This window comes from Streptomyces roseus (assembly GCF_001044425.1).
Lineage (GTDB): Bacteria > Actinomycetota > Actinomycetes > Streptomycetales > Streptomycetaceae > Streptomyces > Streptomyces roseus.
In genome coordinates this window covers 39,900-53,854 of the sequence record NZ_LFML01000003.1, presented here as the reverse complement: position 1 = coordinate 53,854, position 13,955 = coordinate 39,900, and the positions used below count along the sequence as shown (strand labels likewise).

The 13,955-nt window shown below is 70.5% G+C and carries 9 protein-coding genes and 2 pseudogenes; 2 read left to right on the top strand and 9 right to left on the bottom strand.

From position 1 onward, the window contains the following. Positions 1–22: 22 nt before the first annotated feature. From ftsH to dacB, 5 genes are all read right to left on the bottom strand, one after another. Complete coding sequence (gene ftsH, locus ACS04_RS00470; protein WP_048474414.1) at positions 23–2,044, bottom strand: ATP-dependent zinc metalloprotease FtsH; 2,022 nt, start codon at positions 2,042–2,044, stop codon at positions 23–25. 208 nt (positions 2,045–2,252) lie between these two features. Beyond that, complete coding sequence (hpt, locus tag ACS04_RS00465) at positions 2,253–2,813, bottom strand: hypoxanthine phosphoribosyltransferase (RefSeq protein ID WP_030158549.1); 561 nt, start codon at positions 2,811–2,813, stop codon at positions 2,253–2,255. 65 nt (positions 2,814–2,878) lie between these two features. Beyond that, positions 2,879–3,940 carry a tRNA lysidine(34) synthetase TilS gene (gene tilS / locus ACS04_RS00460; RefSeq protein ID WP_048474413.1) on the bottom strand — a complete coding sequence of 354 codons (1,062 nt, stop codon included), beginning with the start codon at positions 3,938–3,940 and terminating at the stop codon, positions 2,879–2,881. 289 nt (positions 3,941–4,229) lie between these two features. Continuing rightward, positions 4,230–5,357, bottom strand: coding sequence for a zinc-dependent metalloprotease (locus tag ACS04_RS00455; RefSeq protein ID WP_048474412.1), 1,128 nt, complete (start codon positions 5,355–5,357; stop codon positions 4,230–4,232). Between the two features lie 70 nt (positions 5,358–5,427). Further along, positions 5,428–6,876 (bottom strand): D-alanyl-D-alanine carboxypeptidase/D-alanyl-D-alanine endopeptidase, encoded by a 1,449-nt coding sequence (gene dacB, locus ACS04_RS00450; protein ID WP_053080647.1) that lies wholly within the window; start codon positions 6,874–6,876, stop codon positions 5,428–5,430. A 162-nt stretch (positions 6,877–7,038) separates the two neighbouring features. On the opposite strand from dacB, the gene ACS04_RS00445 reads away from it, so the two are divergent. Both ACS04_RS00445 and ACS04_RS00440 read left to right on the top strand, forming a co-directional pair. After that, positions 7,039–7,533, top strand: coding sequence for an inorganic diphosphatase (locus tag ACS04_RS00445; RefSeq protein WP_030031597.1), 495 nt, complete (start codon positions 7,039–7,041; stop codon positions 7,531–7,533). A 160-nt stretch (positions 7,534–7,693) separates the two neighbouring features. Next, positions 7,694–9,349, top strand: a complete 1,656-nt coding sequence (locus ACS04_RS00440; RefSeq protein WP_048474410.1) for a threonine/serine exporter family protein — start codon at positions 7,694–7,696, stop codon at positions 9,347–9,349. Positions 9,350–9,516: 167 nt separating this feature from the next. Here the strand turns inward: ACS04_RS00440 and ACS04_RS00435 are convergent. The 4 genes and pseudogenes from ACS04_RS00435 to mrdA all read right to left on the bottom strand — a co-directional run. Continuing rightward, positions 9,517–10,179: pseudogene (locus tag ACS04_RS00435) on the bottom strand (DedA family protein); the annotation flags it as partial. 89 nt (positions 10,180–10,268) lie between these two features. Continuing rightward, complete coding sequence (locus ACS04_RS00430; RefSeq protein ID WP_078864316.1) at positions 10,269–11,093, bottom strand: MerR family transcriptional regulator; 825 nt, start codon at positions 11,091–11,093, stop codon at positions 10,269–10,271. A 96-nt stretch (positions 11,094–11,189) separates the two neighbouring features. Then, positions 11,190–11,702: a DinB family protein gene (locus tag ACS04_RS00425; RefSeq protein ID WP_048474408.1), complete on the bottom strand. Its 513-nt coding sequence runs from the start codon at positions 11,700–11,702 to the stop codon at positions 11,190–11,192. A 105-nt stretch (positions 11,703–11,807) separates the two neighbouring features. Then, a pseudogene (gene mrdA, locus ACS04_RS00420) lies at positions 11,808–13,880 on the bottom strand (penicillin-binding protein 2); the annotation flags it as partial. Positions 13,881–13,955: the final 75 nt, after the last annotated feature.

Sequence of the window (13,955 nt, the reverse complement as noted above, 5' to 3'; positions counted from 1 at the left end):
TCCGGGACGGTCCGGCCGAGGGCTACTCGGCGCGGTCCTCCGGCACGGGGTCCTTGTCCACGGACACCGTCGGCGTGGCCGCCGAGGTGCCGTTCGCCGAGTTCGTCAGCTGGAGCTCCTTGGGAGAGAGCACCGGCGGGCGGGTCGACGGGGTGCGGTGCGAGGAACCGGTCCACGCCGGACGGGCCGGGCGCTTCACGATCGTCGAGAAGATCTCGGCGATCTCCTCCTTGCCCAGCGTCTCCTTCTCCAGGAGGGCCAGGACCAGGTTGTCGAGGACGTCGCGGTTCTCGACCAGGATCTCCCAGGCCTCGTTGTGCGCCGTCTCGATGAGCTTCTTGACCTCTTCGTCGACGAGCGCCGCGACTTCTTCCGAGTAGTCCCGCGGGTGCGACATCTCGCGGCCCAGGAACGGCTCGGTGTTGTCCCCGCCGAACTTGATCGCGCCGAGGCGCTCGGTCATGCCGTACTGGGTCACCATCGCGCGGGCCGTCGCCGTGGCCTTCTCGATGTCGTTCGCCGCGCCGGTGGTCGGGTCGTGGAAGACCAGCTCCTCGGCCGCGCGCCCGCCCAGCATGTAGGCCAGCTGGTCGAGCATCTCGTTGCGCGTGGTCGAGTACTTGTCCTCTTCGGGCAGGACCATGGTGTAACCCAGGGCCCGGCCGCGGGACAGGATCGTGATCTTGTGGACCGGGTCGGAGTTCGGGGAGGCCGCCGCGACCAGGGCGTGACCGCCCTCGTGGTACGCGGTGATCTTCTTTTCCCGGTCCGACATGATCCGGGTCCGCTTCTGCGGGCCCGCCACGACGCGGTCGATCGCCTCGTCCAGCATGTGGTTGTCGATCAGCTTGCGGTTCGAGCGGGCGGTGAGGAGCGCCGCCTCGTTCAGAACGTTGGACAGATCGGCACCGGTGAAGCCGGGGGTGCGGCGGGCGACGGCCGAGAGGTCGACGTCCGGAGCGACCGGCTTGCCCTTCTGGTGGACCTTGAGGATCTCCAGACGGCCCTGCATGTCCGGACGGTCGACCGCGATCTGCCGGTCGAAACGGCCCGGGCGCAGCAGCGCCGGGTCGAGGATGTCCGGGCGGTTCGTGGCGGCGATCAGGATGACGCCGCCCTTCACGTCGAAGCCGTCCATCTCGACGAGCAGCTGGTTCAGGGTCTGCTCGCGCTCGTCGTGACCGCCGCCCAGACCCGCACCGCGGTGCCGGCCGACGGCGTCGATCTCGTCGACGAAGACGATCGCCGGCGCGTTGGCCTTGGCCTGCTCGAACAGGTCGCGGACACGCGAGGCACCGACACCGACGAACATCTCGACGAAGTCGGAACCGGAGATCGAGTAGAACGGGACCCCGGCCTCGCCCGCGACGGCGCGGGCCAGCAGGGTCTTGCCCGTTCCGGGCGGGCCGTACAGCAGCACGCCCTTGGGGATCTTGGCCCCGACTGCCTGGAACTTGGCCGGCTCCTGCAGGAACTCCTTGATCTCGTGGAGTTCCTCGACGGCCTCGTCCGAGCCCGCGACGTCGGCGAACGTCGTCTTCGGGGTGTCCTTGGTGATGAGCTTGGCCTTGGACTTCCCGAAGTTCATCACCCGGGAGCCGCCGCCCTGCATCTGATTCATCAGGAACAGGAAGACGACGACGATGAGGACGAAGGGCAGCAGGGAGAGCAGCACGCTGAGGAACGGGCTGGTCTTGTCCGGAGAGACGGTGTACCCGTCCGGGATCTGACCGGCTTCGAACTTGGTCTGGAGGTTCTGGGCGAGCTGGACGCCCTGGTCTCCGATGTAGTTGGCCTGGAACTTGGTGCCGTCGTTGTCGCCGAGCTTCTGGTCCTTCTTCAGCTCGATCTTGATCATCTGGCTGTCACCGGTGGTGAGCTTGGCGCTCTCCACCTGGCCACTGTTGATCGCCTTGATGACCTCGCTGGTCTCCACCGACTTGTAGCCGCCGCCGGAGCCGACGACGTTCATCAACACGACCACGGCGAGGACGGCCAGCACGATCCACATGACCGGCCCACGGAAGTATCGCTTCACGTCCATCCATACGGGGCGCCAGGCGCCCCGTCCCTCCTGCCCGTAGGTAAATGCTGCTGTGAGTAAAGACTGTTCTTCGGAATGTACCCCTGTATTGTCACCCGCGGCCTCGTGGGACGGCTGACAGAACTGCTTTCCCCTGCTCCAACGGCAGGAATCGTTCCAGGGTTCCCCTGAGCGGGCCCCTGTCCGGGGCCCGATCGCGATCCGGGCGTCAGCCGCCGTAGACGTGCGGGGCGAGGGTGCCGACGAACGGCAGGTTGCGGTACTTCTCCGCGTAGTCGAGGCCGTAGCCGACGACGAACTCGTTCGGGATGTCGAAGCCGACCCACTTCACGTCGATCGCGACCTTGGCGGCGTCGGGCTTGCGCAGCAGCGTGACGACCTCCAGGGACGCCGGCTGGCGGGAGCCCAGGTTCGACAGCAGCCAGGACAGGGTCAGGCCCGAGTCGATGATGTCCTCGACGATCAGGACGTGCTTGTCCTTGATGTCGGTGTCGAGGTCCTTGAGGATCCGCACCACGCCCGAGGACTGGGTCCCGGCGCCGTACGAGGACACCGCCATCCAGTCCATGGTGAGCGGGGTGGACAAGGCACGCGCCAGGTCCGCCATCACCATCACGGCGCCCTTGAGCACACCGACGATGAGCAGGTCCTTGCCCGCGTACTCCGCGTCGATCTTCGCGGCCAGCTCGGCCAGCTTCGCGTCGATCTCTTCCTTGGTGATGAGCACCGACTGGAGGTCGCTGCCCATGTCCTTCTCGTCCACCCGCATCACTTTCGTTTGCGGCCGGGGCTCCGGGGGTGCCCCCGGAGGACTCAGCCGTGTTTCAGCACCAATCAGCCCTGCCGGATGACAAGTCTGCCACCCTGCCGCTGAGCCTCGACCCGGCCGGGCAGGTTGATGGCGCCCTGGCCCCGCCATCCGGTGATGAGGCGGTCCACTTCCTCGATGTGACGGGCGAAGAGCGAGCCCGCGGGGGAACCGGCGGCGACCACGGCCCTGCGCAGCACGCGGCGGCGGACGGCCGGGGGCAGGGCGTACAGCTTGGCGCACTCCAGCTTGCCGTCCTCGTCCCGTACGCCGGCCTCGGCCTCGGCGGCCCAGGAGTCGAGCGCGTCGGCGTCGTCGCGGGAGAGCTGGGCGGTACGGGCGAGCGCCTCGACCACTCCCTTGCCCAGCGCCTTCTCGAGGGCGGGCAGCCCCTCGTGGCGGAGCCGGGAGCGCGTGTAGGCGGGATCGATGTTGTGCGGGTCGTCCCAGACCGGCAGCGACTGGACCATGCAGGCCTTGCGGGCGGTCTGCCGGTCGATGTGGAGGAAGGGGCGGCGGTAGCGGTGGCTGCGGCCCGGTCCTCCCGACACCTCGGCCATGCCGGACAGCGAGCGGATGCCGGAGCCGCGGGCGAGGCCCAGCAGGACGGTTTCGGCTTGATCGTCCCGGGTGTGGCCGAGCAGTACGGCGGCGGCGCCCAGGCGGTCGGCGGCCTCGTCCAGGGCCCCGTAGCGGGCGTCGCGCGCCGCGGCCTCGGGTCCGCCGTCGCGGCCGACGCGCACGGCGACGGACTCCACCGGGTCGAGGCGGAGCGCGGTCATGCGGGTGACGACCTCGGCGGCGCGCAGGTCGGAGCCGGCCTGGAGGCCGTGGTCGACGGTGATGCCCCCGGCCCGGATGCCCAGTTTGGGCGCCTCGAAGGCCAGGGCCGAGGCGAGCGCCATGGAGTCGGCGCCCCCGGAGCAGGCGACGAGTACGAGTGGCAGGGTGCTGGCAGCCGCCGTGGACGTCCCCCCGGACGGGTTCGGGGAGTGGCCGGCGGGACGGTCGGTGAGGTCGGTGAGGACGTCGTGGAGTACGCGGCGGACCGCCAGGCGTATCGCCGCGACCGCAGGATGGGGACCCATGTCCGGTGCCCTTCGGTGGAGTTCGGATGCCTCGAAGGCTGGGGGTGTGGTGCTGGAACGGCTGTGTTCGGTGCTGTTCGACACTGCCCGGTGCCCCGCCTCCCGTGAGGAGCCCCCGCCGGGAGCCCCCGCGGAACGCGGGTTGTCACTCAGAGTGCGTCGATGGTGACAGAACCGAGCCGTTCCCTGAGCATCGCACGCCCTTCCACGCCCCACGGTCCCTCGGACGGGTGACGCTTCTTCCCCCAGTGAGTCAGGTTTACGCCCCCTGAGTCACCCCCCTTCGCTCCTATTCGCCCTTGCGGTGCACCCGCGCGACCCAGTCCGCGGGCTTGGCGATCTCCGCCTTCGTCGGCAGTGTGTTCGGCGAGGTCCAGACCCGGTTGAAGCCGTCCATGCCCACCTGGCCGACGACGGCCCTTACGAAGCGCTCGCCGTCGCGGTACTGGCGCAGCTTCGCGTCGAGCCCCAGCAGCTTGCGCAGCGCCGCGTCGAGGCGGCCCGCGCCGCTGGCCCGGCGCTGCTGGAACTTCTCGCGGATCTCGGCGACCGAGGGCACGACGGTGGGGCCGACGCCGTCCATGACGTAGTCGGCGTGGCCCTCCAGCAGGGACATGACGGCGGTCAGACGCCCGAGCACCTCGCGCTGCTCGGGCGTCTGGACGAGCTCGACCAGGGAGCGGCCCTCGTCGCCCTGCTCGGAGTCGGGGCGGGCGCCGGCGAAGGACTGGGCGGCCTCGCGCAGCCGCTCCAGGATGGTCGCCGGGTCCACCTCGGTGGCGCCGAGGAACGTCTGGATCTCGCCCTCCAGGTGGTCGCGCAGCCACGGGACGGCCGTGAACTGCGTACGGTGCGTCTCCTCGTGCAGGCAGACCCAGAGCCGGAAGTCGTGCGGGCGCACGTCCAGCTCGCGCTCGACGTGGACGATGTTCGGGGCGACGAGCAGCAGCCGGCCGCCGCCCGGGGCCGAGCCCGGCAGATCGCGCCCGGCCGGGGCGAAGGTCTCGTACTGGCCGAGCACGCGGGAGGCCAGGAAGCTGAGCAGCATCCCCAGCTCGACGCCGGTGACCTTGCCGCCGACCGCGCCGAGGACGGCGCCGCCGGGGGCGCCGGCGCGGCGGTCCTGCATCTTGGTCAGCAGCGGGGCGAGGAGCTCGCGGAAGCCGGCCACGTTGGCCCGGATCCAGCCGGCCCGGTCGACGACGAGGACGGGGGTGTCGGGGACGGTGATCCCCTCGGGGATCACCCGGGTGAACTCGCGGACGTGGCGTTCGGAGGTCTTCGCATGCCCGCGCAGTTCCGCCACCACGGCGCGGGCCTCGTCGCGGCTGACCTCGGGACCCGGCCGCACCAGCCGGGTCGCGGTCGCCACCGCGAGATTCCAGTCGACCATCTCGGCACCACCGATGCTCGTCATGCGTCAACCGTACGTGGACCGGCGCCGCGGCGGAGCCCCTCGGATGCGCCCGGAGGCGGCCGGAGGGGTGTCAGGAGGCGCGGGCGACGGCCGCCGCGAGCTTGTCCAGGCCCTTCTCCGCAGGCCCGGCGTCCGGGGCGTTCGCGGTCAGGAACGCAAAGGCCAGCAGTCGCCCGGAGGAGTCGACGACCGTCCCGGCGAGCGAGTTCACGCCGGTCAGGGTGCCCGTCTTGGCCCGTACGAGCCCGGCCGCCGGGGAGGTGCCGGCGTTGCGGCTGCGCAGGGTCCCGGTGAAGCCGGCGACGGGCAGCCCGGTGAGCACGGGGCGCAGCTCCGGCCGCTGCGGGTCGGCGGCCTTGGCCAGGAGTCCGGCGAGCAGCCCCGTGCTGATCCTGTCGGCGCGGTTGAGGCCGCTGCCGTCGGCGAAGCGGGAGCCCGCGGTGTCCACGCCGAGGGCGGCGAGCCGGGCGGTGACGGCCTTCTCGGCGCCCTCGAAGCCGGCGGGCTGCCCGGAGGCGAGGGCGGTCTGGCGGGCGAGGACCTCGGCGATGTCGTTGTCGCTGTTGGTCAGCATCCGCTCGACGAGTCCGGCGAGCGGGGTGGAGAGGGTGGTGGCGAGCGGCCGGGCCCCGGCGGGCGCCTCGGCCCTGGCCGGGTCTGCCGTGACCTTGATGCCGCGCTCCTTGAGCAGGGCCGCGAAGGAGAGAGCGGTCTCCTTGGCGGGGTCCTCGACCCGCTCCACGGGCCCGGAGGTGGACTCGTCGGTGCGGCCCTCGTCGGCCGCGAGGGCCGTGACCGGCGCGATGTTGGGGTTCTCGCCGATCGGGTGGCGGGCCGGGCCGGTGAAGAGGGTGTCGTCGTAGCCGAGGCGCACGGAGTCGGTGCCGGCCGCCTTGAGGGCCTGGGCCGTGTCGGCGGCGAGGGCGAGCAGGCTGCCGCCGGAGCCGGCGGGGCTCTTCTTCCGGGCGGTGAGGGAGGGGTCCCCGCCGCCGACCAGGACGATCTCCCCGGGCCCGGCTCCGGGGGTCACGGTGGTCCGGATGCGGTGCTCGGGGCCGAGCGCGGAGAGGGCCGCCACCGCGGTGGCGATCTTGGTGGTGGAGGCGGGGGTCATGGGCTCGCGCGCCCCGGACTCGAAGAGCACCCGGCCCGTGGCGGTGTCGATCACCGAGGCCGTACGGACGGTCCCGAGCGCGGGGTCGGCCAGCAGCGGCCGCAGCGCCTCGGCCAGTTGCCCGGAATCGGCGGCCGCGATCCCGCTGCCGGTCGTCCGCGGGGAGCCCGGACCGATCCCGGAGAGCACCCCGGGGGCGCTGGGCGCGGCCTGCGGCAGCAGCCCGCCGGCGCGGTGGCCGCCGTGATCTGCGCCACCCGTAAGGCCCCGGGAGGCGGCCCTGTCCCGCTCGGCCTTACGCTGGCCGGAGTCCCAAGGACCGGCCGCGGCCACCGCGGCCACCGACAGGGCGAGGCCGGCGACGGCCGACACGGCGATGAGCTGCCACGTCTTGACGTATGGCACCTCGGACCAGCCCCTTTCGCGATCACACATATGCGTGAGGGACACTTAACCACTGCGTCTTGCCGCGAGCATGGCACCCACCCCGCCGGGTGGGCGCGACCCGCGTGCGGATGGACCAATCGCAGTCTCGAAGCAATGAAGCTGAGCATGGAGGAGCAGGACGTGGAGTTCGACGTCACCATCGAGATCCCCAAGGGTTCGCGGAACAAGTACGAGGTGGACCACGAGACCGGCCGGATCCGTCTGGACCGTCGCCTCTTCACCTCCACCAGCTACCCGGCGGACTACGGCTTCGTCGAGAACACCCTCGGCGAGGACGGCGACCCGCTGGACGCCCTGGTCATCCTGGACGAGCCGACCTTCCCGGGCTGCCTGATCAAGTGCCGCGCGATCGGCATGTTCCGCATGACGGACGAGGCGGGCGGCGACGACAAGCTGCTCTGCGTGCCGGCCTCGGACCCGCGCGTGGAGCACCTGCGCGACATCCACCACGTGTCGGAGTTCGACCGCCTGGAGATCCAGCACTTCTTCGAGGTCTACAAGGACCTGGAGCCGGGCAAGTCGGTCGAGGGCGCCAACTGGGTCGGCCGCGCCGAGGCCGAGGCCGAGATCGAGGCCTCGTACAAGCGCCTCGAGGCCCAGGGCGGCCACCACTGAGTCCGCTGCTCCGGCCGGGTCCGCCCGGCAGGTGACAGGCTCGAACGCGACGGGCGGTACCCCTTCACCGAGGGGGTGCCGCCCGTTCGTCGTCCGGTTTCGCCGAGGACGGAACGGTTCCGCATACTGATACCCGGGCTGGCCGGGGACTGGAGGACGTGTGTCGGAGGGCGAGGGATCCGGGGGCACCGAGGACCGGAAGCCGAAATCGGACGAGGCGCGCAGCGCCTTCGCCCCGCCCGCAGGCATCGAGCCGGAACCGCTCGACGAGGACCAGCCGACCTCCGAGTTCGCCGTCCCGCCAGGGGTACCGGAGCCGAGCGCCGAGCAGGGGCCGGAGGGCTCCGCCTTCGCACCCCCGGCCACGTACAGCGCCCAGCACTCGCCTCCCGCCTACACCCCCGGCACGGGGTTCCCCGTCTCCCTGATGAAGGAATCCCCCTGGCAGGACCGCATGCGCACCATGCTGCGCATGCCGGTCGACGTCCGACCCGTCCCGGAGGCCGTGCAGAAGCACGCCGAGCACGGGCCCGCCGTCGGGCGCGTACTCGACCTCACCCTGCGCATCGGCGAGCTGCTGCTCGCGGGCGGCGAGGGCGCCGAGGACGTGGAGGCGGCGATGTTCGCGGTGGCGCACTCGTACGGGCTGGACCGCTGCGAGCCCACGGTGACCTTCACGCTGTTGTCGATCACCTACCAGCCCTCCCTCGTCGACGACCCGGTCTCGGCCAGCCGGACCGTACGCCGCCGCGGCACCGACTACACCCGGCTGGCCGCCGTCTACCAGCTGGTGGACGACATCAGCGCGCACGAGTTCGAGCTCTCGCTGGAGGAGGCCTACCGGCGCCTCGCCGAGATCCGCCGCAACCGGCACCCCTACCCCTCCTGGGTCCTGACGGCCGCCGCCGGGCTGCTCGCCGGGGCCGCCTCCACCCTGGTCGGCGGCGGCGTGCTGGTGTTCTTCGCCGCCGCGATCGGGGCGATGCTCGGCGACCGGTTCGCCTGGCTGTGCGCCGGGCGCGGGCTGCCGGAGTTCTACCAGTTCGTGGTGGCCGCGATGCCGCCGGCCGCCATAGGCGTGGCCCTGAAGCTGAGCGAGATCGACGTACGCGCCTCCGCGGTGATCACCGGCGGCCTCTTCGCGCTGCTGCCCGGGCGAGCCCTGGTCGCGGCGGTGCAGGACGGCCTGACCGGCTTCTACATCACCGCCTCCGCCCGGCTGCTGGAGGTCATGTACCTCTTCATCGGCATCATCATGGGCGTGCTGGTCGTGCTGTACCTCGGGCTCCAGCTGGGCTCCTCGCCGAAGCCGGAGGAGGTCCTCCAGATCACCCAGCGGCCGCTGATCCAGATCGCGGCCTCGATGGTGCTGGTGTTCACGTTCGCGATCCTGCTCCAGCAGGAACGGTCCACCGTGTGGATCGTGACGCTGAACGGCGGGGTCGCCTGGGTGACCTTCGGGGCCCTGCACTACGCGGGCGGCATCCCGCCCGTACCCTCCACGGCCATCGCCGCCGGACTGGTCGGCCTCTTCGGCCAGCTCTTCTCGCGCTACCGCTTCGCCTCGGCCCTGCCGTACACGACGGCGGCCATCGGCCCGCTGCTGCCGGGCTCCGCGACGTACTACGGCCTGCTGCTCATCGCCGAGAACCGGCTGAACGAGGGCCTCGGCTCGCTGGTGAACGCCGCCGCCATCGCGCTGGCCATCGCGATCGGGGTCAACCTGGGGTCGGAGACCTCCCGGCTGTTCATGCGGATCCCGGGCGCCGCGAGCGCCGCCAAGCGCCGCGCGGCGAAGCGGACCCGCGGGTTCTAGGCCGTAGGCCTCCCCCGCACGCGAAAGCCCCGGCCGGCCCCCATACGCGAAAGCCCCGGCCCGACCCTCTCGGGTCGCCAGGGCTTTCGGACGTACGGGGCCGTGCCGGGCCGGTACGGGGGCGCGGCTCAGCGCTTGGCGTGGCGGCCGCTGCGCCGGCCCGGGGCCTGCGCCTCCTCGCCGCCCGAGGGCTGCCCGCCGGAGGCGGCCGACGCCTTCTTCTCCTTGCGGGACTTCAGCACCTCGAAGATCACCGGGATGACGGAGATCAGGACGATGACGATGAAGATCGGCTCGACGTTCTTCTTGATGATCTCGAACTGGCCGAGCTGGTAGCCCAGGACCGTGACGCCCGCGCCCCACAGGACGCCGCCGATGACGTTGAACGTCAGGAAGGTGCGGTACCTCATCGCCGTCGCGCCCGCGACCATCGGCGCGAAGGTGCGGATGATCGGCACGAAGCGCGCGAGGACGATGGCCTTGGGGCCGTGCTTCTCCATGAAGTCGTGCGCCGAGTCGAGGTTCTCGCGCTTGAAGAGCTTGGAATTCGGCCTGTTGAAGATCTTCGGACCGAAGACCTTGCCGATCATGTAGCCGACCTGGTCACCGAGGATGGCGGAGGCCGAGATCAGGGTGCAGACCAGCCACAGCGGCTGCTTGATCGTGCCGCTCGCGACGAACAGGCCCGCCGTGAACAGCAGCGAGTCCCCCGGCAGGAACGCGAAGAGGCCCGACTCCGCGAAGACGATGACCAGGATGCCGATCAGACCGAATTGCCCGATCAGATACTCCGGGGACAGCCACTCTGGGCCGAGCGCAAGCGTGTACACGAGTTCCGGGCTCTCCTGGATCGGGGTATCGCGAGTATCGCGGCGGGGCGTCCGAGAAGGGGCTTCGGACAGGACGGCGGTTTCAATTATCAACGCACAAGACCCCCTCCCGGTTCCAGGTACCGGGAGGGGGCCGTGCGGGGAACATCCGGCGATCTAGACGCTGCGACCGCGTTCGCGAGGATCGCGTCCCGCACGAACACCGCCAGCCCGGTCCGGATCCCGTCGTAGTAGGCGGTGAAGCGCTCGTCCGCGACGTACATCTCGCCCAGGCACGTGTGCATCTCGTGCGAGCAGGTGTAGCTGTTGCGGTCGATCCAGCCCCGGTGCTCCTCGGCCACGTCCATGGCCTCTTCGGAGTCCGCGGCGGCGCCGGATTCCAGCAGCGCGGCGAACCGCCGGTTGATCTCGTCCGCCTCGTCCTGGAAGCGCTTCCAGTCCTCCTTGGTGAAGGCGGCCGTCCGGCGGGCGGACTCCTTGTACGCGTCCGTGTCGCCCCAGCGTCGGTGCACCTCGTCCGCGTACTGGTCGGGGTCGAAGTCCCCGAAGACCTCGAACTTCTCCTCGGGCGTGAGGTTGATGCCCATTCTCTCTGCCTCCATGGCGTGCTCCACGGCCTCGGCCATCTGCTGGAGCCGGGCGATCCGGTCGGACAGGAGGGCGTGCTGCCGGCGCAGGTGCTCCCTCGGGTTCGACTCCGGATCGTCCAGCAGGACCGCGACCTCTTCGAGCGGGAAGCCGAGCTCCCGGTAGAACAGGACCCGCTGCAGCCGGTCGAGGTCGGCGTCGTCGTAACGCCGGTGACCCGCGCTGCTGCGGGTGCTCGGGGAGAGCAGGCCGATCTCGTCGTAGTGGTGCAGGGTGCGCACCGTCACTCCGGCGAATCCGGCGACCTGTCCCACGGAGTAGCTCATCTCTTCCGCTCCTCTGGTCGGTACGCCCTTCACTGTGGGCCCTCACGCCACGTGAGGTGCAAGTCCGCCGCGGAGGTGTGTCCGGCAGAGGTGGGACTAGCCCATGGCCTTGGTGCCGTCGAGGGACTCCCGGATCACGTCCGCGTGGCCCGCGTGCCGGGCGAACTCCTCCACCAGGTGCAGCAGCATCCAGCGCATCGAGACCTTGGCGTTCTCGGGGAACCAGGGCGCCGGCGGCAGCGGGAAGCTCTCGTCGAGGCTGGGCAGGTCCCGTACGAAGGCCACCAGCTCGGCCGTGACCTCGTCCCAGAAGGCCTGGACCGACTCGATGGTCTCGTCCCCGGTGAGGCGGAAGGCGTCGGCCCAGTCCTCGGGGCTCCGCTCGCTCTCGTCCGCCCGGCCCTGTGCCATGCGCAGCCAGGTCAGCTCGACCCCGGCGACGTGCTTGACCAGCCCGGACAGGGACAGCTCGCTGGCGCTGGGCCGGCTCGCCGCCTGCTCCGCGGTCAGCCCGGCCAGCGACTCGCGGATCGCCGTGCGCTGGGATTCGACGAAGAGCAGGAGCGTGCCGCGCTCGTCGCCCGGGACCTCTTCGGAGATGTGCGCCATGACCAACCGCCTTTTCGTGGTTCTCGCTGCTGACGAAGACCACGTTACGAAGGGTTGCGGTCAGCTTCTGTCCTCGATCCGGCCCGGCGTGGCGGCCTAGTTGGAGGCCCCCTCCGGGCGGATCGCCGGGAGCTGCGTCTGCGGCTTGGGGAGCAGGGCCTTGGACAGGTCCTGGCCGCCCTTCTCGTCGAGCCCGTACATCGCCTCGTAGATCTTGCGGACCGCCGGCCCGGACGCCCCGGAGCCCGTACCGCCCTGAGAGATCGTCATGACGATCGCGTAGTCCTCGGTGTACGAGGCGAACCAGGAGGTGGTCTGCTTGCCCTGGACCTCCGCCGTACCGGTCTTCGCGTGCATCGGGATCTGCTTCTGCGGCCAGCCGCCGAACCGCCAGGCCGCGCTGCCCGTGGTGGCCACCGAGGCGAGCGCGCCGTCTATGTCGTCGCGCAGCTCCTCGTCCATCGGCAGCCGGCCCTGCTCCTTCGGCGCGATCTCCTTGACCGAGGTGCCGTCGGCGCTGACGATCGCCTTGCCGATGCTCGGCTGGTGCATCATGCCGCCGTTGGCGATGCCCGCGTAGATCGACGCCATCTGGATCGGGGTGACGAGGGTGTCGCCCTGGCCGATCGAGTAGTTGATCGCGTCGCCCTCGCGCAGCTGGTTGCCCTGGCGGCAGTTCTCGTAGGCGATCTTCTCGGCGTACGAGCCGTCCTTCTTGCCGTCCCGGCACCAGGCGGCCTTGTTGGCCTCGAAGAAGTCCTTCTTCCACTGGCGGTCGGGGACCCGGCCGTTCACCTCGTTCGGCAGGTCGACGCCGGTGGCCTTGCCCAGCCCGAACTGGTGCGCCGTCTTGTAGAACCAGTCGCTCGGGTCCTTCTTCGGGTTGATCCCGCCGTCCTTCTTCCACTCCTTGTCCGCGATGCCGTAGTAGACGGTGTCGCAGGAGACTTCGAGGGCCCGGCCGATGGTGATGTCTCCGTAGCCCTGCGATTCGAAGTTGGTGAAGGTCTGGCTGCCGACCGAGTAGGAGCTGGGGCAGCCGTACCGCCCGTTGAAGGGGTACCCGGCGTTCACCGCGGCGGTCGAGGAGACCACCTTGAAGATCGAGCCGGGGGCCGCCTGGCCCTGGATCGCCCGGTTGAGCAGCGGGTAGTTGGATTCCTTGTCGGTGAGGGACGCGTAGTCCTTCGCGGAGATGCCGCCGACCCACGCGTTCGGGTCGTACGTCGGGTTGGAGGCCATCGCCACGATGCGGCCGGTCTTGGCCTCCATCACGACGACCGCGCCCGAGTCCGCCTCGTAGTTCTTGTGCGTGATCTTGTCGTACGTCTTGCGGGCCTCGACCATCGCGTTGTTCAGCTCGCGCTCCGCGACCGCCTGCACGCGCGAGTCGATCGAGGTGACGACGTTGGAGCCGGGCGTCGGCTTGTCGGCCTGCGCCTGCCCGATGACGCGCCCGAGGTTGTCCACCTCGTAGCGGGTGACGCCCGCCTTGCCGCGCAGCTCCTTGTCGTACGTGCGCTCCAGGCCGGAGCGGCCGACCTGGTCGGAGCGCAGGTAGGGGGAGTCGGTCTTCTTGGCCTTGGTGATCTCCGCGTCGGTGACGGGCGAGAGGTAGCCGAGCACCTGCGAGGTGTTGGCCCCGTCGGGTCCGGCGTAGCGGCGCAGGGCGGTCGGCTCGGCGGTGATGCCGGGGAACTGCTCGGCGTGCTCCCTTATCTCCAGCACCTGGTCCGTCGTCGCCTCGTCGGTGACGGGGATCGGCTGGTACGGGGAGCCGTTCCAGCAGGGCTTCGGCGTCTTCGCGTCGCAGAGCCGGACGCTGTTGACCACGTCCTCGGGGTTGAGGCCGAGCACGCCGGCGAGCCGGGTCAGGACGCCCTTGCCCCGGTCCTTCATCTTGGTGAGGTCGGTGCGGCTGGCGGAGACCACCATGCGCGTCTCGTTGTCGGCGAGCGGCACCCCGCGGGAGTCCAGGATCGAGCCGCGCACGGCGGGCTGGACGACCTGCTGGGTGTGGTTGTTCTTCGCCTCGTCGGTGTACTCCTGGCCGTTGCGGACCTGGAGATACCACAGGCGCCCGCCCAGCGTGAGCAGCAGGGAGAAGACGACCACCTGGATCACGACCAGGCGGTTCTGGACCCGGGGTGTGCGCCCCGTCTCCGGAATGTTGCTCAACTCAGGTCTCCCCCGGAACGCTGCCCGCCGCTGACTCGCCCGAGTCTAGAGCGACCCCGGACGCAGAACCGAGGC

Bases quoted from the DNA above. Each gene is read 5' to 3' on its own strand.
- ftsH (WP_048474414.1), bottom strand. From the start codon at position 2,044: ATGGACGTGAAGCGATACTTCCGTGGGCCGGTCATGTGGATCGTGCTG.
- hpt (WP_030158549.1), bottom strand. From the start codon at position 2,813: ATGCGGGTGGACGAGAAGGACATGGGCAGCGACCTCCAGTCGGTGCTC.
- tilS (WP_048474413.1), bottom strand. From the start codon at position 3,940: ATGGGTCCCCATCCTGCGGTCGCGGCGATACGCCTGGCGGTCCGCCGC.
- ACS04_RS00455 (WP_048474412.1), bottom strand. From the start codon at position 5,357: ATGACGAGCATCGGTGGTGCCGAGATGGTCGACTGGAATCTCGCGGTG.
- ACS04_RS00430 (WP_078864316.1), bottom strand. From the start codon at position 11,093: ATGAGCTACTCCGTGGGACAGGTCGCCGGATTCGCCGGAGTGACGGTG.
- ACS04_RS00425 (WP_048474408.1), bottom strand. From the start codon at position 11,702: ATGGCGCACATCTCCGAAGAGGTCCCGGGCGACGAGCGCGGCACGCTC.